Below are 25,650 nucleotides of genomic sequence, written 5' to 3' on the forward strand. Positions count from 1 at the left end.
GGAACTGCCAGGCATCAAACAAGTGAAGAGGCCATCCGCAAGGATGGCCTTTTTGCGTTTTTGACTTTATACAAAAATAGTCCCACACCGGCAAAACAGCCCGGTTATCGGCCTTCGATCCAGTCACGAATTACCCTCCTCAATCGCATCAAACCCCTTCTATGCAAATAGTCAGCCTCTTATAGCGCCGCTATAAGCGTGAAAAAGTAAGTCGAGTAGTGGAATTCGAGCGGAATGCTGCTGAAAAAAGAGGTGTTAGGACTGTGGGGGAAGCAATCCATAGTGTTGAATGACACGGCCAGAATCTACCGAATCCCCAAAAGCAAAAAACCAGCCCGAAGGCTGGTTTTTCTAATTAGTGGTGCCCGGACTCGGAATCGAACCAAGGACACGGGGATTTTCAATCCCCTGCTCTACCGACTGAGCTATCCGGGCAACGGAGCGCATTAAACCTTAATCCCGGATGGTCGTCAACCCTAATTCAGGAAAAGCTGTTCAACTGCTTAACTTTACGGCAATCTGTCCGTTTGCACCGCGAAATTGCACAAATCTTCCAGACAATGAGGGTGCTAAATAGCAATGCTGACAGATCAGAGGAGGGCGATATGGCGAACGACTGGCTTGAGCTACGTCAGCATGCAGACACAGGTATTGAAACCATTAAGGCACACTTCGAAGGCCATGCTTTCGACCCACACTGGCACGACAGCTATCTGGTGGGCATTACGCTTTCTGGCACTCAGCAGTTCCATTGCCGCCGCGAGCGTCACCAGAGCCAGCCGGGAGATGCCTTTCTGCTTGAACCCGGTGAAATCCATGATGGCGATGCCCCGGTCGAGGGCGGCTTTACCTATCTGACGTTCTATCTGGACGAACAGTGGCTGAACAACACGCTGCACGGGCTATACGAATCCACGCCCGGTAGTTATTCACTCCATTTTGCGCAAACCCTGACGCGTGAGCCGCAGCTGGTTCGCACCATCGGTGAGACGTTTAACGCGCTGCATCAGGATGAGATGAAAATCGTCCAGCAAAGCACGATGGATCACATGCTGGCGCAGATCACTTCCCATTGCCACTGGCGCAAAAGGCTCCCTTCGCAGCTGCAAAGCGCGGCGGTGGCACATCGGGCGCGTGACTATCTGTATGCGCATATGGGCGAAAATCTCGGGCTGTCTGATCTTGCGCGCGAGACGGGAACCGATCGCTTTACGCTGACGCGCTGTTTCAAACGTGAGTTCCATCTGGCACCGCACGCCTGGCTTATCCAGCTTCGGCTCGCAAAAGCCCGTCAGATGCTGGCACGTGGCGATTTGCCGGTGGATGTCGCTGCGTCGCTGGGTTTTGCCGATCAGAGCCATCTTGGACGCTGGTTCCAGCGGGCCTATCGCATCACCCCTGCCCATTACCGAAAGTTGTGCACAAACCTTCCAGACGTTTCCAGAAAATAGCGGCATAGTCAGAGCTCCAAAAATAAGGAGCTACCTGTGAACGTGATGCCGTTTCTGCTGTTTGCTTTTGTCGCCTCGATAACGCCCGGCCCAACCAATATCCTTGTTCTGACCAACAGCCAGCACTACGGGGTGAAGGCGACGATTCCCGCCCTTGTCAGCGGCTGTGTGGCGGCCAGTGCCATCGTGCTGATCTCTGGCGCGGGAGCCGGGGAAGTATTGCGCCAGTACCCGCTGATTCGTCAGGTGATGAGCTGGGGTGGCGTGCTGTGGTTAAGCTGGATGAGCTGGCAGTTATTCAGTGCGCCAGCGGCAAACCTGTCACATGGCTCGCATCACCGTTTTACGGCGCGTGCGGCGGCGCTTTTACAGGTGATCAATCCAAAGACATGGATGATGGCGTTGGCCGTCGTGAGCCTGTTTGCACCGGTTGGTGAGCATGCCCTGAGGGATGTGGCGCTGATGGCGCTCTGGTTCTTAATCATTTCGATTGCGTGTCTGATGTGCTGGGCGTGGCTGGGAAAGGCGGTAAATCGGGTGTTTCGCACCACCGTGGCGATGGTGCGCTTTCAACGCGTAATGGCGCTATGCCTGCTTATCTCTGCGTGGGCAGGCATGCTGGCTTAAGTCAGCGCGCCACCCATACGGCACTGCGCAAAACGCAGGATATCTTCCGCGAGACGGTGCGCCGTCTCGACGTCGGCCAGGCTGCGGTTGACCAGCATACGGCTCAGGCAACCTTCCAGCACCAGCTCCATCTGCCGCGCGACCATTGCCGGATCGTCGACTTCGAGTCGGGTGAGCAGCTCATGGGTAAAGTCGTGCGCCGCGCTTTTTTGCTGATCCGCCAGCTGATGGATCGGATGCCCTGGATCAGGATAGAAAGTGCAGGCGGCGATAAACAGACAGCCCGGGTAGCGTTTGTTGCGAACGCAATCAGCGAGGGCCGTATAACGCGCCAGTATTTTCTGCTCGTCCGTCAGCTCTTCGTTAAGCATTAACTGCCTGCGCCAGATATCCACCTGCTGGCTCAGATAGCGCAGGGCGTCGTACAGCAGCGCTTCTTTATCGGGCCAGAAGCGACGAAGCTCATCCAGAGGATAATCGATGCGTTCGGCAACCATCTCAAGCGTGGTGCTGGCGATCCCTTGAACCTCAAGTAATTGCAGGGCTTGTCCCAGTACGTCTTCACGTTGCACGGTTTTCTCCTCCCAATGCTAACGGTTTCTCCCGTTAACAGTGTCGTTTACGGTTGGCGATCGCGCAAATGCGCGCTGAACGCTGCGGCATCCATATAACCCGTCACGCGTCCGGCAGGCTGCTCTTCTCCTTGCTCATTAAAGAACAAAATAGTCGGCAGGCCGAGCACGTTGAGCTGTTTTAACAGAGCCTTGTCCTGCGCGTTATTGGCCGTCACATTGGCCTGCAGCAGAACGGTATTTTTCAGCGCGTTTTGCACCTGTGGATCGCTAAAGGTGTATTTTTCAAACTCTTTACAGGCCACGCACCAGTCGGCGTAGAGATCGAGCATCACGGGTTTGCCTTTGGCCTGCGCCAGGGCGGTGTTCAGCTCATCAACGTTACTGATTTGAGTAAAGCTAAGATGCGCCTGGGCTTGTACGCCCGGGGAACCAAACGCCCAGTCCTGAAGGGGACGTACGCTCACCAGCGCGGCGGCCAGCAGGATAATTTGCACGATCCGCATCCACGGCTTCTGCGCCTGCAGGCTGGTAATAAATGCCCAACCGAAGAACGCCACACCCAGAAGCGCCCACAGACGCACTCCCCAGACATCGCCAATCAAACGTTCGAGCAGGAATACTGGCAGTGCCAGAATCACAAAGCCGAACGCCGTTTTCACGGTTTCCATCCACGGGCCGCTTTTCGGCAGCAGACGGTTGCCAAAGACGGTGACCAGAATCAGCGGCAGCCCCATACCCAGTGCATAAAGATAGAGCGTCCCGCCACCGAACCACATGTTCCCGCTCTGCGCGATGTAGAGCAGGATGGCGCTAAGCGGCGCGGTGGTGCAGGGGGAGCAGATCAGCCCGGCAATGGCGCCCATTGCAAAGACGCCGCCCGCAGAACCGCCCTGCTGACGGTTGCTCATCAGCGTCAGGCGTGTTTGCAGTGACGACGGCAGCTGCAAGGTGAATAACCCAAACATCGACAGTGCCAGCAGGGTAAAGACCACCGACAGCCCAATGAGCACATAAGGGTGCTGGAGCGCCGCCTGGAACTGAAGCCCTGCTGCGGCCACGATCAGGCCAAGGGCGGTGTATGTCAGCGCCATTCCCTGAACATAGATAAAGGCCAGCAGCAACGCACGGGCGGTGGATAAACGCTGTTTGCCGCCGAGGACGATGCCGGAAATCAGGGGATACATCGGCAGGACACAGGGCGTGAAGGCGATACCAATACCGATCAACAGCGCCCACAGCGCGGAGAAGGGCAGCTTAGCACTCGTATCATCCGTTTCCACTGCGGGAGCTGAAGGTGCAGGGGACGCCTGTACTTCGCTCAGCGGTACCACTTTGGTCTCTGGCGGATAGCAGAAACCTGCGTCGGCGCAGCCCTGGTATGTGACCGTCAGCGTGGCGCCCGAACTGGCCTGATTTACCGTGACCGGCACCGTCAGCCGATGGCGGTAGATTTCGCTTTTGCCGTAGAACTCATCTTCGTGCCATTCGCCTGCGGGCAGCTGCGGCTCGCCGACATTCGCGCGAGCGGGGGTAATGCTCACCTGCTTACGGTAGAGGTAATAGCCCTCTTTGACCTGCCAGGTCAGATTGAGATCGTGCCGGTTCTGCTGGAAGTCGAAAACAAACGCCTGGTCGGCGGGAATGAAATTAGAGCGGCCGGGCGCGTCGAACAACCCGGCAAAAACTGATGTGCTGCACAGCAGCAGGATCAGCGTAAGGAAGCGTTGAGCCATGAGAGATAATCGTTGTCGCCGTGAACCACTGGCAGCACCAGCAGTTCTGGGGTCTGGTATGGATGATGAGACTTGAGGCAGTCGAGAAGCGCTTGCTGATGCGAGACGTTGGTTTTCAGCAGCATCTGCACTTCGTACTCCTGTTCCAGCTTGCCTTCCCAGTAGTACATCGAGGTAGCGCCGGGCAGGATCGTCACACAGGCAGCGAGCTGTTCTGCCAGCACTTTGGCGGCAAGCTCCTGGGCAGTGGCTTCATCGGGGGCGGTACACAGTACAACGACAGCGTCAGGTGTATTCACTACTCGACCTCCTCATCGCGAAAAAATCACTATATCACGCTGAGCCTGAGGGCATTAATGAATCGGGCCGCAGAGCGGCCCGACTTTAACTATTTTTACAACACCGAAAGCTTAAAGAATCACGCTACCGATCAGGAAACCGAAGCATACGGCAAACACGACGCCCATCGTGCCCGGAATAAAGAACGGATGGTTAAAGACGAAGCGTCCGATGCGCGTCGTCCCGGTATCGTCCATCTGCACGGCCGCGACCAGCGTCGGATAGGTTGGCAGAATAAACAGGCCAGAAACGGCAGCGAAAGAGGCCACAGCGGTCAGTGGAGACACGTTCAGTGCCAGCGCCATCGGCATCAGAGCTTTCGCCGTCGCAGCCTGAGAATACAGCAGCGCGGAAGCCACAAAGAAAATCACCGCCAGCAGCCAAGGATGGCCCTGAATCACGGTACCTGCGGTCTCTTTAATCCAGTCGATATTGTGGGAAACAAAAGTATCACCCAGCCACGCCACGCCGAGGATACAGATACAGGCACTCATTCCGGCTTTGAAGGTGCTGGAGCTGAGAATGCTGTCCGTTTCCACGCCGCACAGCACGGTGGTCAGGGTCGCGACGCTCAGCATAATAATCAGGATTGCGTTGGTGGTATTCATCAGCGGTGTTGCCACCAGGCCGAGGCTTGGGCTGTTGACGATGGCATAAATCACTACACAGACCACGCCCAGCAGGAACAGCAGTACCGACAGTCTCGCGCGTGGTTTGATCTCAACTTTATTTTCACCGCGCAGTTCGATCAGACCTTCTTCCAGACGTTTCAGGTACACCGGATCGTCAGAAAGTTTGGAATTAAACAGTATAGTGACCAGGAACGACATCAGCAGCACAGCCAGCAGCGTCGAGGGGATCACCACGGAGAGCAGATGAATATAGCTAACGCCATGACCTTCCATTACCGATGACATATACACCACTGCGGCAGAAATCGGCGAGGCGGTAATCGCGATCTGCGCGGACACCACAGCAGTCGACAGCGGGCGGCACGGCTTAATGCCTTGCTCTTTCGCCACTTCGGCAATAACCGGCAGCGTTGCCAGAGAGATGTTGCCGGTACCGGCAAAAATCGTCAGGAAGTAGGTCACGACCGGCGCGAGAATGGTGATGTATTTCGGGTTTTTGCGCAGCAGTTTTTCCGTTTGATTAACCAGATAATCCAGACCACCCGCAATCTGCATGGCCGAGATGGCTGCAATCACCGCCATGATGATGGAGATAACGTCAAACGGGATTTTCCCCGGTGCGACACCAATGGCTGCCAGAACCAGCACGCCCAAACCCCCGGCATAGCCGATACCAATCCCTCCTAGCCTGGCGCCGAGGAAAATCGCCGCTAAAACGATAATCAGCTCAATGACAATCATAATCGCTTCCTTGAATGTTAGTTGTTGGATACGTAAATGTTATTTTTGTGATGTCCTATAAAAGCAAAAAGGCACGTCACAAGTGACGTGCCTTTCGGAAGTTTAACCCGAACTGTTATTGTTCGCTTTCATCGGTATAACGCTTCGCTTTGTAGGCCGGGTGCATCAGGTTCTGCGCCGAGAAGATATCATCCAGCTCAGCCTCTGTCAGCAGTCCACGCTCAAGGACGACTTCGCGCACGCTCTTACCGGTTTCGGCACAAATCTTCCCGACGATGTCACCGTTATGGTGGCCGATGAACGGGTTCAGGTAAGTGACGATACCGATGGAGTTGTAGACGAAGCTTTCGCACACGGCTTTGTTCGCCGTGATGCCGTTAATGCATTTTTCCAGCAGGTTGTAGCAGGCATTGGTCAGAATGTGGATGGATTCAAACATCGCCTGGCCAATCACTGGCTCCATGACGTTCAACTGCAGCTGACCCGCTTCGGAGGCCATGGTCACGGTAATGTCGTTGCCGATGACTTTGAAGCACACCTGGTTAACCACTTCTGGCACAACCGGGTTCACTTTAGCTGGCATGATGGACGAACCGGCCTGCAGTTCTGGCAGGTTGATTTCGTTCAGGCCAGCGCGTGGACCGGAGGAGAGCAGGCGCAGGTCGTTACAGATTTTGGAGAGTTTCACTGCCAGACGTTTCAGCGCACTGTGCACCATCACGTAGGCACCGCAGTCGGAGGTCGCTTCGATCAGGTCTTCCGCCGGAACAACCGCCAGATTGGAGACTTCCGCCAGTTTCTGCACCGCCAGCTGTTGATAGCCGTCCGGGGTATTCAGACGCGTACCGATGGCGGTGGCGCCAAGGTTCACTTCCAGCAGCAGCTCAGAGGTGCGCAGGATGTTGCGGGTCTCTTCATTCAGCAGCACGTTAAAGGCATGGAATTCCTGGCCGAGGGTCATCGGCACGGCATCCTGCAGCTGGGTACGGCCCATTTTCAGAATGTCCTGGAACTCAACGGCTTTACGCTGGAAGCCATCGCCCAGTTGGTTAATCGCGTCGATCAGTTTCACCACAGAGGCGTACACGGCGATACGGAAACCGGTCGGGTAGGCATCGTTGGTAGACTGGCACTTGTTAACGTGGTCGTTTGGATTGAGGTACTGGTACTCACCTTTCTGGTGGCCCATCAGTTCAAGACCGATGTTAGCCAGCACCTCGTTGGTATTCATGTTGACGGAGGTCCCCGCACCGCCCTGATAAACGTCAACTGGGAACTGATCCATGCATTTGCCGTTGTTCAGTACTTCATCGCAGGCGGCGATGATGGCATTTGCAGCGCTTTTCGGAATGGTTTGCAGCTCTTTGTTTGCCAGTGCTGCGGCTTTTTTCACCATCACCATGCCACGTACAAATTCAGGGATGTCGCTGATTTTGTTGTTGCTGATGTAAAAGTTTTCAATCGCTCTCAGAGTGTGAATACCGTAGTAGGCATCCGCTGGAACTTCCCTGGTACCCAACAAATCTTCTTCGATACGAATGTTGTTTAACATGTGAACCTTCTTTTAAAGCGGCCGATGGATTGTACTAAACACACAGTAGATATGTGGTTTTCAATATTTGCTGACCGACGATTATTCCCTCAATCAGCCAGATACTCGAGATCATATGCTGATGATAGCGAATTGCCGTAATCTGGATCACTTATTATCGCCCTCATCTCATGATAATTATTAATCTGTGAAATGAATCACCGCTTGAATATTTCCAGAAAAAATATCCGTGCAAACCGATTGAAATTTGGCTAACCGTCTCCATCTCAGAAAGACGCGACTCGCAAACACATACAGACAGAGGCCAAAGGCGTCTGCCACACAGGAGAAACCAGTGCGCTGGATACCTTTTATTGCCATTTTTCTCTATGTTTACATCGAGATTTCTATTTTTATCCAGGTCGCCCACGTGCTGGGCGTCCTGCTGACGCTGATCCTGGTCATCTTCACATCCGTAATTGGGATGTCGCTGGTGCGCAATCAGGGTTTCAAAAATTTCCTGTTAATGCAGCAGAAGATGGCGGCGGGGGAAAGCCCGGCAGCCGAGATGATCAAAAGCGTGTCCCTGATTCTTGCGGGCCTGCTGCTGATTCTGCCGGGGTTCTTCACCGATTTCCTTGGCCTGTTACTGCTGTTGCCACCGGTGCAAAAACTTCTGACCATGAGACTGCTACCGCATCTGCGTTTTAACCGCATGCCTGGCGGCGGTTTCAGCACTGGGCCGGGAAATGGAGAGACCTTTGACGGGGAGTTTCAGCGCAAGGACGATCAGCGCGACCGCCTCGATCATAAAGACGACCGCTGACAGGTGTGCCCGGTGCCGCTTCGCTTACCGGGCCTAATCTCTTGCAGGCCGGAAAAGCGCAGCGCTATCCGGCGTTTAAAGTACGCTTCGTTTCGGCAAGAACATCCACAGCCCTGCCAGCATCACCAAAGCGTACAAACTCTTCCAGCCAACCATCACCAGCAGCAGCAAACACAACACGCCACCGACTACCGCCAGCACTTTAAATCGTCCCTTCAGTAACCGGCATCCTGCCAGCATGCACAGCAGATAAATGATGATGAAAATGCCGTTCGCATAGACGATCAGCGCATCGAGATTGATATTCAGCCCATAAATACACAGGGTGCTCAGCACGCAACAGCCCAGCACCGCGTTTAGCGCGTTAAGGGGTAGCTGGCGCTTTGACAGGCGCGACAGGCGGCTGTCCGGCTTATACTGCGCCTGGGACCACACCAGGCGGGCGAAGCTCTGAATATAGATATTGAGGCTGGCGAAGCAGGCGAGATAGCCAATCACGCAGGCAATCCACAAGGCTTTGACGCCAAAGAGTTGCACCACGATCCCTGGCAGCGAAGCGGCTGCAGCCATGTCGGCGCTATAAGCATTGAAATGCAGCACCAGCACCGTACAGGCCCAGTAAACGGTGCCCGCCAGCAGCAGGCCAATCATCAGCGCGCGCGGGAAATCTCGCTCCGGCTGTTTAAACTCTGACGCCAGATGCGCGAACGCCTCCAGCCCGACAAAACACCAGAACATCACCGCAAGTGCGGCGAAAAGTTGTGTGTGATCGACATCAGCGATTGCCGGGAACGGAATCGCGCTCACCTGAATATCGCCCGCCCACCATATTGCCGCAATCAACGCGACGATCAGCACGGCGACCAACGTTTGTAGATTAGCGCTGGAACTGGCACCGCGGGATCCGACCCACCAGACGATCGCCAGTGTCCCCAGCTCCGCCAGCAGAAGCTGCTCGTCATGCCAGCCAAACAGCGCCTGACCAAAACCGGTGGCGATGTGCAGGGCAGCAGGAAGCCCTACAGGGATGACCGATAGGAAAAGCCAGCCGGTGACGCGCTCCAGCCGTGGGCCAAACGCCATGCCGACAAAATGCGCCACGCCACCGGCGCTGGGGAAATGGCGGCCGAGCGTCGCAAAGACAATCGCAATCGGAAAAACCAGCACGATCAGCACCGGCCACGCCCACAGACTGTTATTTCCTGCCACCAGAGCCGCCAGTGCGGGCACGGCAAAAACGCCGGTACCTAACAAGGAGGTAGAGAGCAAACCAACGCCCTGCGCCAGCCCCAACTCCTGTTTGAGTCCACTCATTCACTTCGTCCTGCCACCATCAAAAGAGAGGCGATGGTAACACTTTCACAAATTTTTTTTCGACTGCCCCTTGAAGGGGCAAAATCCGACCCCCATCTCTCAGGGCACCAGTCGGTAAACCTTTTACGGCCCGGCGTCTTCCATAACTGATAATGACTTTCTCGAAGGAGAGCTATCAATGAGTATTCGTCCGTTACATGATCGTGTGATCGTCAAGCGTAAAGAAGTTGAAACCAAATCTGCAGGCGGCATCGTACTGACCGGTTCTGCAGCAGCCAAATCAACTCGTGGCGAAATCATCGCTGTCGGTAAGGGCCGCATCCTGGAAAACGGTACAGTGCAACCGCTGGACGTTAAAGTTGGCGACATCGTGATTTTCAACGATGGCTACGGCGTGAAATCCGAGAAGATCGACAATGAAGAAGTGTTGATCATGTCCGAAAGCGACATCCTGGCAATTGTTGAAGCGTAATCCGCGAAACGATACTGAACGAATTTGAGGAAATAAGAACATGGCAGCTAAAGACGTAAAATTCGGTAACGACGCTCGTGTGAAAATGCTGCGCGGCGTAAACGTACTGGCAGATGCAGTTAAAGTGACCCTGGGCCCGAAAGGCCGTAACGTAGTGCTGGATAAATCCTTCGGCGCACCAACCATCACTAAAGATGGCGTTTCCGTTGCACGTGAAATCGAACTGGAAGACAAATTCGAAAACATGGGCGCGCAGATGGTGAAAGAAGTTGCCTCTAAAGCGAACGACGCTGCAGGTGACGGTACCACCACCGCGACCGTGCTGGCTCAGGCGATCATCGCTGAAGGCCTGAAAGCTGTTGCTGCGGGCATGAACCCAATGGATCTGAAGCGCGGTATCGACAAAGCGGTTATCGCCGCTGTTGAAGAGCTGAAAGCCCTGTCCGTACCATGCTCCGACTCTAAAGCGATTGCGCAGGTGGGTACTATCTCCGCTAACTCCGACGAAACCGTAGGTAAACTGATCGCTGAAGCGATGGACAAAGTCGGTAAAGAAGGCGTGATCACCGTTGAAGACGGTACCGGTCTGGAAGACGAACTGGACGTAGTAGAAGGTATGCAGTTCGACCGCGGCTACCTGTCCCCATACTTCATCAACAAGCCAGAAACCGGCGCTGTTGAACTCGAAAGCCCGTTCATCCTGCTGGCTGACAAAAAAATCTCCAACATCCGTGAAATGCTGCCAGTGCTGGAAGCCGTTGCGAAAGCCGGTAAACCACTGGTTATCATCGCTGAAGATGTTGAAGGCGAAGCACTGGCTACGCTTGTGGTTAACACCATGCGTGGCATCGTGAAAGTCGCTGCGGTAAAAGCACCTGGCTTCGGCGATCGTCGTAAAGCAATGCTGCAGGACATCGCAACGCTGACCGGCGGTACCGTGATTTCTGAAGAAATCGGTATGGAACTGGAAAAAGCGACTCTGGAAGATCTGGGTCAGGCGAAACGCGTTGTGATCAACAAAGACACCACCACCATCATCGATGGCGTGGGTGACGAAGGCGCAATCCAGGGCCGTGTTACTCAGATCCGTAAGCAGATCGAAGAAGCAACCTCTGACTACGACCGTGAAAAACTGCAGGAGCGCGTAGCGAAACTGGCAGGCGGCGTTGCAGTAATCAAAGTCGGTGCTGCTACCGAAGTTGAAATGAAAGAGAAGAAAGCGCGCGTTGATGACGCCCTGCACGCAACCCGTGCTGCGGTAGAAGAAGGCGTGGTTGCGGGTGGTGGTGTTGCGCTGGTTCGCGTTGCCGCTAAACTGGCTGGCCTGACCGCTCAGAACGAAGATCAGAACGTGGGTATCAAAGTTGCGCTGCGCGCAATGGAAGCTCCACTGCGTCAGATCGTGTCCAACGCCGGTGAAGAGCCGTCTGTTGTGGCGAACAACGTGAAAGCAGGCGAAGGTAACTACGGTTACAACGCAGCAACTGAAGAATACGGCAACATGATCGACTTCGGTATCCTGGACCCAACTAAAGTTACCCGTTCTGCTCTGCAGTACGCGGCCTCTGTAGCGGGTCTGATGATCACCACCGAATGCATGGTGACCGACCTGCCTAAAGGCGATGCTCCTGACTTAGGCGCAGGCGGCATGGGCGGTATGGGTGGAATGGGCGGCATGATGTAATTGCCCTACGCCCTGCATCGTTCTGTAACCAGAATGCGTTGGGCGTAACCCTCCCGGAATTGAAAAACCCCCAGGCAGAAATGTCTGGGGGTTTTTCTTTTGTTCATCTTTTTAGTATAAGGTTTACACACGGACAACTCTTGTCCAGCTTATTGCAAACGGGGAATAACATGCGCGTTAAAGTCTGTGCAGGGATCGTAGGGGCAGCGTTGCTGCTGGCAGGTTGTAGCTCCAGTAATGAGCTCTCCTCGGCGGGTCAGGGCGTTCGCTTTGTGGAAGATAAGCCGGGCAGCGAGTGCCAGCTGTTAGGTTCGGCAACCGGTGAGCAGAGTAACTGGATGTCGGGTCAGCACGGTGACGAAGGCGGTTCAATGCGTGGTGCCGCGAATGCGCTGCGTAACCAGGCGGCGGCAATGGGAGGCAACGTCATTTACGGTGTGAGCAGCCCATCGCAAGGCATTCTGTCGAGCTTTGTCCCGACGGCCAGTTCCATGAACGGCCAGGTCTATAAGTGCCCGAACTGAGTCACGTGCGGGCTAATGTCCTCACCTGAATCCTCTGTTTATCGCAGAGGCTACAAACAAAAAACGGCAACATCGGTTGCCGTTTTGTTTTGACTCTACACCATCCGCTTTTTACGACTGACGTAGCTGCAAATCCAGTGGCGTTTTGCTCGGCTCACCACCAATTTCTCGCGCCAGTTTCGGCACCATATAGCCTGATACCAGCGTCAGCAGCTCCCGCATAATCTGCCGGGCTTCCTCATCGCTCACCATGAAATGCGCCGCACCCTGAACGCGGTCCAGCACATGCAGGTAATAGGGCATAACCGACGCATCAAACAGCGCATTGCTCAGATCGGCGAGCGCACGTGCGTTATCATTCACGCCGCGCAACAGCACGCTCTGGTTTAACAAGGTCACGCCAGCCTGGCGCAGACGAACCATCGCCGAACGAAAAGCGTCGTCGATCTCGTTGGCGTGGTTAATATGATTCACCAGCAGGATTTGCATTCGCGACTGTTCGAAGCGCGAAACCAGGGTATCCGTAATGCGCGCGGGGATCACAATCGGCAGACGACTGTGAATGCGTAACCGTTTGATGTGCGGGATCGCTTCGAGTTGCGTGAGCAGCCAGTCCAGCTCATGATCCTTCGCCATCAGCGGATCGCCACCGGAAAAGATGATCTCATCCAGCTCCGGATGGGCGGCAATATAGTCCAGTGCCACCTGCCAGTTGCGTTTATTGCCCTGATTTTCGGCATACGGGAAGTGGCGACGGAAGCAATAGCGACAATTTACCGCACAGCCACCTTTCACCAGCAGCAGCGCGCGGTTGAGGTATTTATGCAGTAGGCCCGGCACCACGCTGTTCTGTTCTTCCAGCGGATCGGTGCTATAGCCCGGTGCTGTCACGAACTCATCCTGCGAGGTAAGTACCTGTTTCAGAAGCGGATCGTCGGGATTGCCTTTCTCCATACGCGCGACAAACGCACGCGGCACGCGCAGGGCAAAGAGGCGTTTTGCTTCACGACCGGCGAGCAAATTTTCATCTGTGTCTATATTCAATAGACGCAGCAGTTCATCAGGACTGGTGATTACATCGGCAAGTTGCGATAACCAATCTTCTCTGGACGGGGTATTTAGGGTTACAATATGCGCCATTTTGTGGCTTAGCTACCAGTTAACAATTTTCAGAGGGCCTTATGGCGACTTACTATAGCAACGATTTTCGTGCTGGTCTTAAAATCATGATGGACGGCGAACCGTATGCGGTTGAAGCCAGCGAATTCGTTAAACCAGGTAAAGGCCAGGCATTTGCGCGCGTTAAGCTGCGTCGCCTGCTGACCGGTACCCGTGTTGAGAAAACCTTCAAATCCACCGACTCCGCTGAAGGCGCTGACGTGGTCGATATGAACCTGACCTTCCTGTACAACGACGGCGAGTTCTATCACTTCATGAACAACGAAACTTTCGAGCAGTTGGCTGCTGATGAGAAAGCCGTTGGTGACAACGCGAAATGGCTGCTGGATCAGGCTGAATGCATCGTGACCCTGTGGAACGGTCAGCCTATCAGCGTGACTCCGCCTAACTTCGTTGAGCTGGAAATCATTGAAACCGATCCAGGCCTGAAAGGTGATACCGCAGGGACTGGCGGCAAGCCAGCAACGCTGTCCACTGGCGCAGTGGTTAAAGTTCCACTATTCGTTCAGATTGGCGAAGTGATCAAAGTGGATACTCGCTCTGGCGAATACGTATCCCGCGTGAAGTAATTCATGTAAATGATTGAGGCGCAGCGTCTGCTGCGCCTGATTGATTCAGGCAGGGATGATGAAACGTACCGTTAAAATTCTGCTGATGCTGGTGCTCTCCAGCGCGATCCTTTCCGGGTGCAACACCGCACGTGGTGTCGGCGAGGATATTAAAGATCTGGGCCATGTTATTTCCCACGCGGCCAGCTAATCACTTCTAAAACTCCGAAAAAATACGTCCTTTTCCGTCGACCGGCGGGATTTTGTCTATCCTTAAGTGGCTATACACAAATAACATTGGCTATAAAAGGAAGATATATTATGGTTAAGAAAACAATTGCAGCGATCTTTTCTGTACTGGTGCTTTCCTCAGTATTAACCGCATGCAACACCACGCGTGGCGTGGGTGAAGATATCCAAAGCGGCGGTAACGCTATTTCTGGTGCAGCAACGAAAGCACAGAATTAATAGCGGTGTTAACGGACGGTACGGAACTGCCACCGTACCGTCAGCTTGCAACGTCCTGAAGTGTCAAAAACGGTGAAAACCGCGTATCCATATGCAGCTTCATACGGATGTTCCGTTTGTAGGTGTAAACCGTCTTACTGTTAATACTCAGCTTACCGGCAATTTTCTGATTGCTCGCGCCTTCCATCCACAGTGCTAATACTTTCTCTTCCTGTCGTGTCAGGAGCGGCGTCGCAATTTGCGGTATCTCATAGCTGGCACAGGAACTCAGGGCGTCATTAATCACCGTCGCCAGCGTGTAGAGCGGCGTGTTTTTACACAGCGAGGCCCACAGCGGGAACTTTTTTATATATTGCGACATGTCCGTTTTTTCGCTGGATTGCAGCAAAATAAAAGGCCGCGTCTCGCTGGCAATGAGCAGCGAGGAGAGTTGCTGGATATCACCCATATCCTGAGTAAAACTATTTAAGTCAGCAATAATCAGCGTAGGGTTCCATTGCAGGATATGTTCCCTGGCAAGGAACAGGTTGTTAACGCCGGTGACCATAAAAGAGCCGGGGAACAGACCTGAATGATTGAGCCATGCTGCAAACCCTGAGCGGGTGAAGTGACAACGGTCAATCAAGAGAATTTTAAACATGTTTTTTTTCGCATCAGGCAACGGGTTCGGCTTTCTGCCATCAGAAAGCACACCATCATAGGGAAGTCCGATGAGTGATAAATGATGGAACTCCGTTGCATACTGAGGCTATTTCAGGCTTTTACTTACATTCAGCAAACAGATTGAAAAAAAATCACATCTTGCGCAGAATAGGCCTCTCAACTCAGCCTTGCGGGACGACCTGCAAGCGCTTCTCTCACCGGGGACGGCCCCAGACTGTTATTTAAGTTAAGGAGCCTGATATGTCCTGGATAATTCTCTTGATCGCCGGTTTGCTGGAAGTGGTGTGGGCCATTGGCCTGAAATACACCCACGGTTTTACTCGCCTCACGCCCAGCATCATTACCGTCACCGCGATGATTGTCAGTATTGCACTGCTCTCTTGGGCGATGCGCACGCTGCCCGTGGGGACAGCCTATGCCGTGTGGACGGGGATTGGCGCAGTCGGTGCGGCAATTACCGGCATTCTGCTGCTGGGGGAATCCGCGAGTCCGGCGCGAATCGCCAGCCTCGCGTTAATCGTCGCGGGGATTATTGGGTTGAAACTCAGCACCCATTAATGCGGCTGTTCAACCCAGATTAATTTCGACACATCAAACCCTTGTCGGGTCGCGACATCGAGCATTTGCTTTTTCATTTCGTCAGAAATGGTCGGTGTGCGTGAGAGTATCCACAGATAGTCGCGATCCGGCCCGCAGACCAGCGCATGGCGATATTCCCGGTCCAGCGCAATCACGTTATAGCCGCCGTAGAACGGACCAAAGAACGACACTTTCAGCGCGGCTCTGCTCGGGTCGCCGGTAAAGTAGGCTTTGCCGATCGTCTGCTGCCACATCCCACGCTCTGGATTATATCCCTTATTAATGACCTGAATGCCACCGTCATCCATGGTGCTGTAGGTTGCGGTGACGCGCTGTAACCCGCGCTCAAAGCGGTGATCGAGACGGGCGATTTCATACCAGGTACCGAGATAACGCTGTGCATCAAAGTTATTCACTACGGTGACGCCATTCGGCGGGGTAGGGGAACTACAGGCCACAACTAAAAACGCGGCTGTCACCGCGGCGATAACAGGCAAAATGCGCATAGAAGTTTCCTTGCTGTTTTTTGTTAAGTGTAGATGACAGCAAGGAAAATGCGGGACAAAAGGTTACCGGAGCGCGTCCAGAATACGGAACGCGGCATCTACACGAGCTGGGTTGGGATAGCTTTTATTCGCCAGCATCACGATGCCGAGATCTTTTTCCGGAATAAAGGCCACGTAGCTACCAAATCCGCCGGTAGATCCGGTTTTATGTACCCATGATGCTTTCACGGCAGGCGCAGGCGGATTAATTTCCACTGCAGTGACCGGTGCCAGTGCCACTTTATTATCGCTGCCGGTCACCACCGTTTTCGCCTTCACCGGCCAGTTCAGCATTTCCCAGCCTAAGCCCTGATACATCTCACCGATCTGCCAGTAGCGCGATTGAGCAAGCGTAATCCCCTGCTGCAGTTTTTGATCGCTTACGGTTGTCGGATTCATGTTGGCCTGCACCCAGCTCGCCATATCCTCAATTGTGGTTTTAACGCCGTAGGCTTCTGCATCCAACTGGCCCGGCGAAACGTGAACCGCTTTGCCGTCGCGATAGCCCCAGGCGTAATGCTGCTGTTCGCTCTCAGGCACGGTCAGCCAGGTGTGATTGAGTTTCAGCGGCTGGAGTACGCGCGTGGTCATGGCTTGTTCAAAGCTCATACCGGAAGGTTTGACCGCAAGCGAACCAAACAGGCCAATGCTGGCGTTCGCGTAAAGACGCTTTTCGCCGGGCGCCCACTGTGGCTGCCAGTCTTGATAGAACTTCAGCAAGGCAGCCCGATCGGTTACTTCATCAGGCACCTGCAACGGCAAACCACCCGCCGTGTAGGTCGCCAGATGAAGCAGGTTAATGTGCTGCCACTGCTTACCCGTCAGCTCAGGCCAGTATTTTGTCACAGGATCGCTCAGGCGAATTTCGCCGCGCGCGATGGCATCGCCGCCCAGCACACCGGTGAAGGTTTTGCTCACGGAACCCAGTTCAAACAAGGTTTGCTGAGTGACGGGGCGGTTTGCGGTGATATCGGCTTTACCCCAAGTGAAGAAGTGAGGTTTGCCCTGGTAAATCACCGCGACCGCCATGCCGGGGATAGCCTGCTCCTGCATGAGCGGGGCAATGGTGCGGTTAACGATGTCGGCCAGCTGTTTGTCTGTCACGGGTGCCGCGAGCGTTGAGAATGACGCGCTGAGCAGTAACGCACAGCAAAGTGATTTTTTCATCTGAGCATCTTCCATAAAAAAAGCCCGCCGGAAGGGCGGGCCGGATGAAGACGCACAATATCAAATTGTGACGATAGCAACCAGGGTGACAACCGTCAGAATGGTCGCCAGACCGTAGAACACCCACTTGCCGTTAGGCACGTGGATTTTCAGGTCATGCATGGCGTGGTGGATGCGATGCAGCCCCAGCCAGAGCGGCAGAACAATCATCAGGAAGATAAACACACGGCCAATAAAGCTGCTGGCGAACGCAAACACGCGGTCGTAGCCCAGCGCATCGCCAGGGAACAGCCCCAGTGGCAGCAAGATCGCTACCAGCAGGATGATGACCGGTGCGACGATGGCGCCCCACATGCCGCCTGCACCGAACAGGCCCCAGAATACCGGCTCGTCAGAACGTTTTGGATTGGGATTAATCACTCAGGCCTCCTTACCAGAACAGTGCCACAAACAGAACGACCACAGTCACCACTGCAGTCACCGCCCAAAGCCCTTTAATGACAGGCTCCGGTCCCATTTTCTCGCCTTTCACGATGATGTTTGCTGCTTTCGGCGCCAGCTCAAACCAGGTTTTCGTATGCAGCAGCGCGGCGGCGAGCACGATCAGGTTCAGGATCACCACGATCGGGTTTTGCAGGAAGCCCACAAAACTGGCCCAGGTTTCCGGGCCATGCTTCAGCGCGAAAAGGCCGTACATCAGTTCAAGGCTGAACCAGACCGCGGGAACCGCCGTGCCTTCACGCAGCATATAGAAGCGATAAAACGGCAGTTTCTTCCACCAGGTGGCTGGCATTGGCCGCACGTAGGCTTTGCGTTTAGTCGTCATCATGCACTCCTTAGCGTGGTTTCAGGGTAGCGATAAGAAAGTCTTTCGAGCTTTCCACTTTACCCTGCTGAATAGCGGCGGCCGGGTCGACATGCTTCGGACACACTTCCGAGCAATAGCCCACAAAAGTGCAACTCCACACGCCGTTCTGGCTGTTCAGCTGCGCCATACGTTCTTTCTTCCCGTGGTCGCGGCTGTCTTCGTTATAACGGTGTGCCAGCGTGATGGCGGCCGGGCCGATAAACTCCGGATTCAGGCCGAACTGCGGGCAGGCGGCGTAGCACAGACCGCAGTTGATGCAGCCGGAGAACTGATGGTATTTCGCCATCTGCGCCGGGGTTTGGGTGTTTGGACCCTGATCCGGCGTGCGCGGGTTGCCAATAATATACGGCTTAATCGCTTCCAGACTTTCGATAAAGTGGGTCATATCGACCACCAGATCGCGTTCAATCGGGAAGTTACCCAGCGCTTCAACCTTCATGCCCTTGGTGTACTCGCGCAGGAAGGTTTTACAGGCCAGTTTCGGCACTTTGTTGACCATCATGCCGCAGGAGCCGCAGATAGCCATGCGGCAGGACCAGCGATAGCTGAGGTCGGGTGCGAGGTTATCTTTGATGTACCCGAGCGCATCCAGCAGGGAGGTCTGCTCATCAAAAGGCACGTCGTAGAACGCGCTGTGCGGTGCGGCGTCCACTTCCGGGTTGTAGCGCACCACTTCAATTTTCAACGTCTGCATCTCAGCCATTCGCCTTCTCCTTCTTATCGGCTGCTTCCGCTTCTGCCCCATACACGCGTTTTGCTGGTGGCAGCGTGGTAATTTTCACGTCGCTGTAATCCAGACGAGTGGTACCGTCCGCGTCGCGATAAGCGAGGGTATGCTTGAGGAAATTCACGTCGTCGCGTTCGGTACAGCCTTCGTCCAGACGCTGATGCGCGCCGCGCGACTCTTTACGCGCCAGGGCGGAGTGCGCCATACATTCGGCAACGTTCAGGCCGTGGCCCAGCTCGATGGTGTAGAGCAGGTCGGTGTTAAACACGCTGGAGGTATCGGTAATGCGCACGCGTTTGAAGCGCTCCTGCAGTTCCGCCAGCTTATCGACGGTTTTCTGCATCAGCTCCGGCGTACGGTAGATGCCGCAGCCTTCTTCCATGGAGAGTCCCATTTCGTCGCGGATTTTCGCCCAGTTTTCCGTCCCTTCCTGGTTAACCAGCGCTTTCAGGCGTTTTTCGACATCCACTACCTGCGCGTCCAGCGCGGCGCTGTTGGCTTCACCGGCGGTAGCAGCACGCTCCATCGCACGCTCACCTGCCATACGACCAAACACCACCAGTTCTGCCAGCGAGTTAGAGCCGAGGCGGTTGGCACCGTGCAGGCCGACGGAAGAGCACTCCCCGACGGCAAACAGCCCTTTGATGCGCGTTTCGCACTGCTGATCGGTTTCGATACCGCCCATGGTGTAGTGCGCCGTTGGACGCACTGGGATCGGTTCTTTCACCGGGTCAACGCCGACGTAGGCTTTCGCCAGTTCGCAGATGAACGGCAGACGCTCCAGTAATTTCTTCTCGCCCAGATGGCGCAGGTCGAGATAGACCACATCGCCGCGCGGCGTGGAGATGGTGTTACCTTTGCGCCATTCGTGCCAGAACGCCTGAGAAACTTTGTCGCGCGGACCGAGTTCCATGTATTTGTTTTTCGGCTCACCGAGCGGTGTTTCCGGGCCCATGCCGTAATCCTGCAGATAGCGATAGCCATCTTTGTTGACCAGAATACCGCCTTCACCACGGCAGCCTTCTGTCATCAAAATGCCGGAACCCGGCAGACCGGTTGGGTGGTACTGCACGAACTCCATGTCGCGCAGCGGAATGCCGTGGCTAAGCGCCATGCCCATGCCATCACCGGTGACGATCCCGCCGTTGGTATTGTAGCGATAGACGCGGCCTGCACCGCCCGTCGCCATCACTACCGCATTGGCGCGAATCTGAATCAGCGTGCCTTCCATCATGTTCATCGCCACCAGACCACGGGCATGACCGTCGTCAACCAGAATGTCGAGGACGAAGTGTTCGTCAAAACGTTGAATTTGAGGGAACTGAAGGGAGGTCTGGAACAGGGTGTGGAGCATGTGGAAGCCGGTTTTATCGGCGGCAAACCAGGTGCGTTCGATTTTCATTCCGCCGAAGCGGCGCACGTTAACGCTACCGTCCGGACGGCGACTCCACGGGCAGCCCCACTGCTCCAGCTGGGTCATTTCCGTCGGGCAGTGATGGACAAAGTAGTCAACGACGTCCTGTTCGCAAAGCCAGTCGCCCCCTGCAACCGTGTCGTGGAAATGGTATTCGAAGCTGTCATGATCCTGCGCTACGGCGGCGGACCCTCCTTCTGCGGCAACCGTGTGGCTGCGCATCGGATAGACTTTTGAAATCAGTGCGATTTTAGCGGTTGGATTCGCTTGTGCTGCAGCAATCGCAGCCCGTAATCCTGCGCCGCCAGCACCTATAACGACAAGATCGGCTTGAAAAGTTTGCACGACATTCCTCCAGATTTTTGTTTTTTCGCAACGTGTGACCTGACAGGTTTCACTTGCCGCAAGGGCGGTTGCGAATGCGTTTCCACTGCTCCTTTATGGGTAAAACAGTATAACCGTATGGATGTGGGGGAAATTTGACGCGTTCGATTTTTTTGCTGTTAAGTCCTGGGATTTATCACCGTAATTGATGGATTGCGTCACGGAATTTAGCGGATTGCTGAATCGAGAAAATTTACTGTGCAAAATTTGTCTCTCTCCCCGCTAACGAGTAGACTTCGTGCCCTTGTCTGAATCCGGAGAAAATTCCCATGAGCGAAACGGCCACCTGGCAGCCGAGCGCAACCATCCCTAACCTGTTAAAACGTGCAGCAATTATGGCAGAAATTCGCCGTTTCTTTGCTGACCGTGGTGTACTTGAGGTGGAAACGCCGTGCATGAGTCAGGCGACGGTAACAGATATTCATCTGGTCCCGTTTGAAACCCGTTTTGTCGGTCCTGGTCATTCTCAGGGGATGAATCTGTACCTGATGACCAGCCCGGAATATCACATGAAGCGCCTGCTGGCGGCGGGCTGTGGCCCGGTGTATCAGCTGTGCCGCAGCTTCCGCAATGAAGAGATGGGGCGCCACCACAACCCAGAGTTCACCATGCTGGAGTGGTATCGCCCGCATTACGACATGTACCGTCTGATGAACGAAGTGGACGATCTTCTGCAACAGGTGCTGGAGTGCGCCGGTGCTGAGACGCTCTCTTATCAGCAGGCTTTCCAGCGTCATCTGGAAATCGATCCCCTGTCCGCGGACAAAACGCAGCTGCGTGAAGTGGCGGCGAAGCTGGATCTGAGCAACGTCGCGGATACAGAAGAAGATCGCGATACCTTGCTGCAACTGCTGTTCACCTTTGGCGTAGAGCCGCAGATTGGTAAAGACCGCCCGACCTTTGTCTATCACTTCCCGGCAAGTCAGGCGTCGCTGGCGCAAATCAGCACCGAAGATCACCGCGTCGCCGAGCGTTTTGAGGTCTATTACAAAGGCATGGAACTGGCGAATGGTTTCCACGAGCTGACCGATGCCCGCGAACAGCAGCAGCGCTTCGAACAGGATAACCGCAAGCGTACCGCGCGCGGCCTGCCGCAGCAGCCGATTGATACCCATCTGCTGGAAGCATTAAAAGCCGGTCTGCCGGACTGCTCCGGCGTAGCATTGGGCGTGGATCGTCTGGTGATGCTGGCGCTCGGTGCCGAGCAATTAGGCGATGTGATTGCGTTTACAGTTGATCGTGCCTAGATAAGCAGCAAAAACCCTCTCGAGAGAGGGTTTTTTAATTTGTGCCCTTCTCCTGAGAGAGAGGGCGGGTGAGTGCATCAGACCCAACTCACCCTACAAACTTCCCGCCGGGCGCTTGCGCGCCGCAGACGTCAACGTTCTTCCCGTTTTACGCCCATCGAGTGTTTCCAGACGCATTTGGAACGGTGGGAATGGCATATCAATACCGTGCTCGCGGAACCCGGCCAGAATCAGCTGGTGGATTTCATGACGCAGCGGCATACGGTGGCCCATCTCGGCGGCGTAGATACGCAGTTCGAAAATTTGAATCCCCTGCTGCAAATCGACCAGGAACACTTCCGGTGCCGGGTTATCGATCACCAGCGAACAGCGCTCGGCAGCGGTGTACAGAATCTGCGTCACCTCTTCGCTGTTAGCATCTGATGGCGCCGGAACGGTCAGCACCACACGCGTGACGGAGTCGGACAGCGACCAGTTGATAAACTGCTCGGTGATAAACGCCTTATTCGGCACGATGATCTCTTTGCGATCCCAGTCGCTGATGGTAGTCGCACGGGTGTTGATCTTGGTGATGCTCCCGGTCAGATCGCGGATCGTCACGGTATCGCCAATGCGGATGGGTTTTTCGAACAGGATGATCAGGCCGGAGATGAAGTTAGCGAAGATCTCCTGCAAACCAAAGCCCAGGCCGACACCCAGTGCCGCGACCAGCCATTGCAGCTTGGACCACTCAATCCCAATCATCGAGAAGCCGACCAGCCCGCCAAACAGCAGAATCAGGTATTTGGTAATCGTAGTGATGGCATATCCGGTGCCGGGGGTGAGATCCAGATGCTGTAACAGCGCCAGCTCCAGCAGAGCAGGGAAGTTACGCACCAGTTGGGTGGTAATGATCAGCACCAGAATCGCAATCAACACCGCACCCAGCGTAATCGGCTCAAGGCTTTCGACGCCCTGCACCGTAGATGTGGCATCCCACAGAGAGATGTTCTCAAGGAAGCCAAACGCCGAGTGGATCTCCGACCACAGTACAATCACCGACAGCAGCGCGATGAGCATCAGGATGGAGCGCACCAGGCGCAGGGACTGGGTACTGATGGCATCCAGATCCAGTTCAACCTCGTCCACTTCCGTTGTGCCTTCAGTGCTGCTGGTGCTGTGCGGATCGTCTTCGCCACGCGCACGCTGGGCGAGGATTTCGGCGCGACGATGTTTGGCGCGGTCAAACGCCAGACGGCGACGCTGAATCAGCATCCAGCGGCGGATAATGTGATACACGACCAGCAGCAGGAACCAGATCGCCACCGACGTTTCCAGACGGGCAAGCAGAGCCTGGGCGGTTGCCAGATACCCGACTGCTGCGGCAAGAATCGCCGCCAGCGGAGCGCTGAGCAGCAGGTTCCACAGCATGCGGTTCACCATGTTTTCGCCGCTGCCGGTTTTGTCGACATACAGCGGAATCCCGGCTCGTTTCAGGCTCAGGGTTACCATCGCCAGCGCGCCGCAGATCAGCATAAAGCACAGACGTCCGAGGGAGCCGGAAAACTCACGGTCGTTGAGATTATCGAACATAATGAGCGCCATAATCAGCGGCACGATAAGCCCGATACTCATCAGGTAATAGCGCATCGCCCGCGTTACGCGCTGGCGCGGCCAGGCGAAGTGGGCGATAAACAGCCCGTTTGGCCGGGCAAAGGTCGCGCAAATCATCACCACCCACAGCAACGGCACCGTGGCCGTCACGCCATCGCCAATCGCTACGGCGAGCGGATACGGCCAGGCTTCTCGCAGGCCATAGCCCAGCGTCATCCACAGCACCGGCAGCGGGGACGCCACCAGAATCGACCAAAACACGGTGCGCAGCGTGAGCCAGAAGTGGTCCTGCGTCACTTTCCCCACCCGGGCGCTGGAACGCTCCAGGAAACGGGTGAAGTGCCTGCGCGAGTAAATGCTAAAACCAACCAGAATCAGCGCGCCGAGCAGCGGGAAAATCGTCTCTTTGCTGGTGAGGATCATCACGCCCGCTTTGCCCAACTGACCAAAAGTATCCAGCGAAATCAGGCGGCGCAGGTCTTGCACAAGGTCAATCGGCCAGGAGATGCTCATCGGCCGCACGTCGGAGGTCCAGAACAGATAGCGGTGCGTGGCTTCGTTCACCTCTTTCAGCGCGTCTTCCAGCTGGCTGTTGGAGACTTTCAGCTTGGTCAGTTCCAGAATCAGCGTGTCGCCGCCCTGCAGCAGAGAGTTCAGCAACTCGCGCTGAGTGCGCAGCTGAGCGTCGAGAATGCGGTTCTCTTCGCTGGTTAACGGCTCGCCATCGGCCTGATGCTGCTGACGGACTTGAGACTGTTTGTTGAGAAGGTCTTCATAACGCAAACGCTGGACGCGCAGCTGCGCCATTTCCGTGTCCAACTGCTGCGGCTTAGGCATCTCCGGCAGACGCGCTACCTGAGCGCGTAAGGCTTCGCCAAGTAGATTCGATGAGCCCAGCCACTGGGACTGTTCGCGCAGGGTGTTCAGCGCCTGACGCACCTGTAACGTCTGATTGGTGGCCTGGCGTTGCTGCGAGGCCACCAGATCCATACGCTGGGCCTGCTGGTTCAGGGCTGCGGACAGCTCGCGGTTAATCTTGAACTGCGCCACGATCCCCGCCGGGAGATTTTCGCTGTTTTCTGCCAGCAGTTCGGTGCTCTCCAGCGCGCGTTCTGCCTCGCGCTGACGCTGGCTGTTAAGCTGATTTCGCAGGGCTTGCAGATAGGTATCGAGCTGCTGGCCCTGTTTCTGCGCCAGTTCGGAACGCATTCGCGCCAGTTCCTGACGGTTATTGGCAGACAACTGGGCCAGCTCAAGCTCATCGACCAGGGCTTTCAGTTTGGCCGATTCGGCCTGCAGGCTGAGATTTTGCGGATTATTACCGGGCTGGGTGCCGATACGACGCTCGACTTCGTTCAGCTGGCGGCGAGCATCGGTTTGCTGTTGGGGCAATTGGCTGAGCGAATCTGCGATTTCACGCGCCCGCTCTTGCTCCTGCTGCGCCTGACGGCTTTTCTCCAGCAGCTGGCTGCTGACCTGCAGGATTTCCTGATTCAGGGCGTCCGTCGTCATGCCCGACGGAACGTTACGCGGCTCATCGCGTAAATTATTCAGCTGCGAGCGGAGCGTTTGGGAGAGTTTGGGAAAGTTATCGATAACCTGCTGATATTGCTCTGCGCGCTCGAGGGAACCTTTACGTTCCTCAAGCGCGTTCAGCGCGGCCTGGAGCTGCTCAACGGCTTCCGGCTGGGCGGGTTTGGCCGCCTTTGCCTGCTCCAGTTCCTGAGAGATCTGTTTGGCATCAGGGGCTGTCGCTGCGTACGCCCCTGTACTGAGGCACCAGGCCATCAGAAAAATGATAATCGGGCGCACTTCAGTA

General features: G+C 55.2%; 26 protein-coding genes and 1 tRNA gene. 11 read left to right on the top strand and 16 right to left on the bottom strand.

Features of this window, described 5'->3' with window-relative positions:
• Positions 1–359: 359 nt before the first annotated feature.
• Positions 360–435: transfer RNA gene (locus ETG88_RS14750), tRNA-Phe, on the bottom strand.
• 170 nt (positions 436–605) lie between these two features.
• On the opposite strand from ETG88_RS14750, the gene ETG88_RS14755 reads away from it, so the two are divergent.
• Positions 606–1,451 (top strand): AraC family transcriptional regulator, encoded by an 846-nt coding sequence (locus ETG88_RS14755; RefSeq protein ID WP_158238460.1) that lies wholly within the window; start codon positions 606–608, stop codon positions 1,449–1,451.
• A gap of 36 nt (positions 1,452–1,487) precedes the next feature.
• The gene (locus ETG88_RS14760; RefSeq protein ID WP_129035664.1) at positions 1,488–2,078 is read left to right on the top strand and encodes a LysE family translocator; all 591 of its coding nucleotides are present in this window, start codon (positions 1,488–1,490) and stop codon (positions 2,076–2,078) included.
• Here the strand turns inward: ETG88_RS14760 and ETG88_RS14765 are convergent.
• From ETG88_RS14765 to aspA, 5 genes are all read right to left on the bottom strand, one after another.
• Positions 2,075–2,650, bottom strand: a complete 576-nt coding sequence (locus ETG88_RS14765) for a transcriptional regulator (RefSeq protein ID WP_102104422.1) — start codon at positions 2,648–2,650, stop codon at positions 2,075–2,077. The two genes, ETG88_RS14760 and ETG88_RS14765, sit on opposite strands and share 4 nt — an antisense overlap.
• Before the next feature lie 47 nt (positions 2,651–2,697).
• Entirely contained in the window at positions 2,698–4,386 is a 1,689-nt protein-coding gene (locus tag ETG88_RS14770) for a protein-disulfide reductase DsbD (RefSeq protein WP_129035665.1), read from the bottom strand.
• Entirely contained in the window at positions 4,362–4,685 is a 324-nt protein-coding gene (gene cutA / locus ETG88_RS14775) for a divalent cation tolerance protein CutA (RefSeq protein WP_100777923.1), read from the bottom strand. Before cutA ends, ETG88_RS14770 begins: the two co-directional genes overlap by 25 nt.
• Before the next feature lie 111 nt (positions 4,686–4,796).
• Entirely contained in the window at positions 4,797–6,098 is a 1,302-nt protein-coding gene (locus ETG88_RS14780; RefSeq protein WP_129035666.1) for an anaerobic C4-dicarboxylate transporter, read from the bottom strand.
• Between the two features lie 115 nt (positions 6,099–6,213).
• On the bottom strand, positions 6,214–7,650 hold the full coding sequence (aspA, locus tag ETG88_RS14785) for an aspartate ammonia-lyase (RefSeq protein ID WP_100777921.1): 1,437 nt from the start codon (positions 7,648–7,650) through the stop codon (positions 6,214–6,216).
• Positions 7,651–7,984: 334 nt separating this feature from the next.
• On the opposite strand from aspA, the gene ETG88_RS14795 reads away from it, so the two are divergent.
• Positions 7,985–8,455, top strand: a complete 471-nt coding sequence (locus ETG88_RS14795; RefSeq protein ID WP_100777919.1) for an FxsA family protein — start codon at positions 7,985–7,987, stop codon at positions 8,453–8,455.
• Between the two features lie 75 nt (positions 8,456–8,530).
• Here the strand turns inward: ETG88_RS14795 and yjeH are convergent, their stop codons facing one another.
• Positions 8,531–9,769 (bottom strand): L-methionine/branched-chain amino acid transporter, encoded by a 1,239-nt coding sequence (yjeH, locus tag ETG88_RS14800; protein WP_129035667.1) that lies wholly within the window; start codon positions 9,767–9,769, stop codon positions 8,531–8,533.
• A 178-nt stretch (positions 9,770–9,947) separates the two neighbouring features.
• On the opposite strand from yjeH, the gene ETG88_RS14805 reads away from it, so the two are divergent.
• From ETG88_RS14805 to ETG88_RS14815, 3 genes are all read left to right on the top strand, one after another.
• Complete coding sequence (locus ETG88_RS14805; RefSeq protein ID WP_003855929.1) at positions 9,948–10,241, top strand: co-chaperone GroES; 294 nt, start codon at positions 9,948–9,950, stop codon at positions 10,239–10,241.
• 40 nt (positions 10,242–10,281) lie between these two features.
• Positions 10,282–11,925: a chaperonin GroEL gene (gene groL / locus ETG88_RS14810; protein ID WP_100777917.1), complete on the top strand. Its 1,644-nt coding sequence runs from the start codon at positions 10,282–10,284 to the stop codon at positions 11,923–11,925.
• Positions 11,926–12,095: 170 nt separating this feature from the next.
• A complete protein-coding gene (locus ETG88_RS14815; protein WP_100777916.1) occupies positions 12,096–12,449 on the top strand; it encodes a DUF4156 domain-containing protein in 354 nt (117 codons plus the stop codon).
• A 111-nt stretch (positions 12,450–12,560) separates the two neighbouring features.
• On the opposite strand, the gene epmB is transcribed toward ETG88_RS14815, so the two are convergent.
• Positions 12,561–13,589, bottom strand: coding sequence for an EF-P beta-lysylation protein EpmB (gene epmB / locus ETG88_RS14820; protein ID WP_129035668.1), 1,029 nt, complete (start codon positions 13,587–13,589; stop codon positions 12,561–12,563).
• 41 nt (positions 13,590–13,630) lie between these two features.
• Here epmB and efp point away from each other — a divergent pair, with 41 nt between their 5' ends.
• From efp to ecnB, 3 genes are all read left to right on the top strand, one after another.
• The gene (gene efp / locus ETG88_RS14825; RefSeq protein WP_095280459.1) at positions 13,631–14,197 is read left to right on the top strand and encodes an elongation factor P; all 567 of its coding nucleotides are present in this window, start codon (positions 13,631–13,633) and stop codon (positions 14,195–14,197) included.
• Between the two features lie 58 nt (positions 14,198–14,255).
• Complete coding sequence (locus ETG88_RS14830; RefSeq protein WP_100777914.1) at positions 14,256–14,387, top strand: entericidin A/B family lipoprotein; 132 nt, start codon at positions 14,256–14,258, stop codon at positions 14,385–14,387.
• Positions 14,388–14,497: 110 nt separating this feature from the next.
• Positions 14,498–14,644, top strand: a complete 147-nt coding sequence (gene ecnB, locus ETG88_RS14835) for a lipoprotein toxin entericidin B (protein WP_100777913.1) — start codon at positions 14,498–14,500, stop codon at positions 14,642–14,644.
• 40 nt (positions 14,645–14,684) lie between these two features.
• On the opposite strand, the gene ETG88_RS14840 is transcribed toward ecnB, so the two are convergent.
• Positions 14,685–15,284 (bottom strand): LuxR C-terminal-related transcriptional regulator, encoded by a 600-nt coding sequence (locus tag ETG88_RS14840; protein ID WP_129035771.1) that lies wholly within the window; start codon positions 15,282–15,284, stop codon positions 14,685–14,687.
• A gap of 263 nt (positions 15,285–15,547) precedes the next feature.
• Between ETG88_RS14840 and sugE the strand changes: the two genes are divergently transcribed.
• A complete protein-coding gene (gene sugE / locus ETG88_RS14845) occupies positions 15,548–15,865 on the top strand; it encodes a quaternary ammonium compound efflux SMR transporter SugE (RefSeq protein ID WP_100777912.1) in 318 nt (105 codons plus the stop codon).
• On the opposite strand, the gene ETG88_RS14850 is transcribed toward sugE, so the two are convergent.
• The 6 genes from ETG88_RS14850 to frdA form a co-directional block, all read right to left on the bottom strand.
• Positions 15,862–16,392 carry a lipocalin family protein gene (locus ETG88_RS14850; RefSeq protein ID WP_100777911.1) on the bottom strand — a complete coding sequence of 177 codons (531 nt, stop codon included), beginning with the start codon at positions 16,390–16,392 and terminating at the stop codon, positions 15,862–15,864. The two genes, sugE and ETG88_RS14850, sit on opposite strands and share 4 nt — an antisense overlap.
• Before the next feature lie 63 nt (positions 16,393–16,455).
• Positions 16,456–17,598: a CMY2/MIR/ACT/EC family class C beta-lactamase gene (gene ampC, locus ETG88_RS14855; RefSeq protein ID WP_129035669.1), complete on the bottom strand. Its 1,143-nt coding sequence runs from the start codon at positions 17,596–17,598 to the stop codon at positions 16,456–16,458.
• 60 nt (positions 17,599–17,658) lie between these two features.
• Complete coding sequence (gene frdD, locus ETG88_RS14860) at positions 17,659–18,018, bottom strand: fumarate reductase subunit FrdD (protein WP_129035670.1); 360 nt, start codon at positions 18,016–18,018, stop codon at positions 17,659–17,661.
• A 10-nt stretch (positions 18,019–18,028) separates the two neighbouring features.
• Positions 18,029–18,424: a fumarate reductase subunit FrdC gene (gene frdC, locus ETG88_RS14865; protein ID WP_100777909.1), complete on the bottom strand. Its 396-nt coding sequence runs from the start codon at positions 18,422–18,424 to the stop codon at positions 18,029–18,031.
• A 10-nt stretch (positions 18,425–18,434) separates the two neighbouring features.
• Positions 18,435–19,169: a succinate dehydrogenase/fumarate reductase iron-sulfur subunit gene (locus ETG88_RS14870; RefSeq protein WP_095280467.1), complete on the bottom strand. Its 735-nt coding sequence runs from the start codon at positions 19,167–19,169 to the stop codon at positions 18,435–18,437.
• Positions 19,162–20,952 carry a fumarate reductase (quinol) flavoprotein subunit gene (gene frdA / locus ETG88_RS14875; RefSeq protein ID WP_129035671.1) on the bottom strand — a complete coding sequence of 597 codons (1,791 nt, stop codon included), beginning with the start codon at positions 20,950–20,952 and terminating at the stop codon, positions 19,162–19,164. Before frdA ends, ETG88_RS14870 begins: the two co-directional genes overlap by 8 nt.
• A gap of 308 nt (positions 20,953–21,260) precedes the next feature.
• Here frdA and epmA point away from each other — a divergent pair, with 308 nt between their 5' ends.
• The gene (gene epmA / locus ETG88_RS14880; protein ID WP_100777906.1) at positions 21,261–22,238 is read left to right on the top strand and encodes an elongation factor P--(R)-beta-lysine ligase; all 978 of its coding nucleotides are present in this window, start codon (positions 21,261–21,263) and stop codon (positions 22,236–22,238) included.
• Between the two features lie 93 nt (positions 22,239–22,331).
• Here epmA and mscM read toward each other — a convergent pair whose 3' ends face one another.
• Positions 22,332–25,643 (bottom strand): miniconductance mechanosensitive channel MscM, encoded by a 3,312-nt coding sequence (gene mscM, locus ETG88_RS14885; RefSeq protein ID WP_102104430.1) that lies wholly within the window; start codon positions 25,641–25,643, stop codon positions 22,332–22,334.
• Between the last annotated feature and the right edge of the window lie 7 nt (positions 25,644–25,650).

This window comes from Lelliottia nimipressuralis, assembly GCF_004115925.1.
Classification (GTDB): domain Bacteria; phylum Pseudomonadota; class Gammaproteobacteria; order Enterobacterales; family Enterobacteriaceae; genus Enterobacter; species Enterobacter nimipressuralis.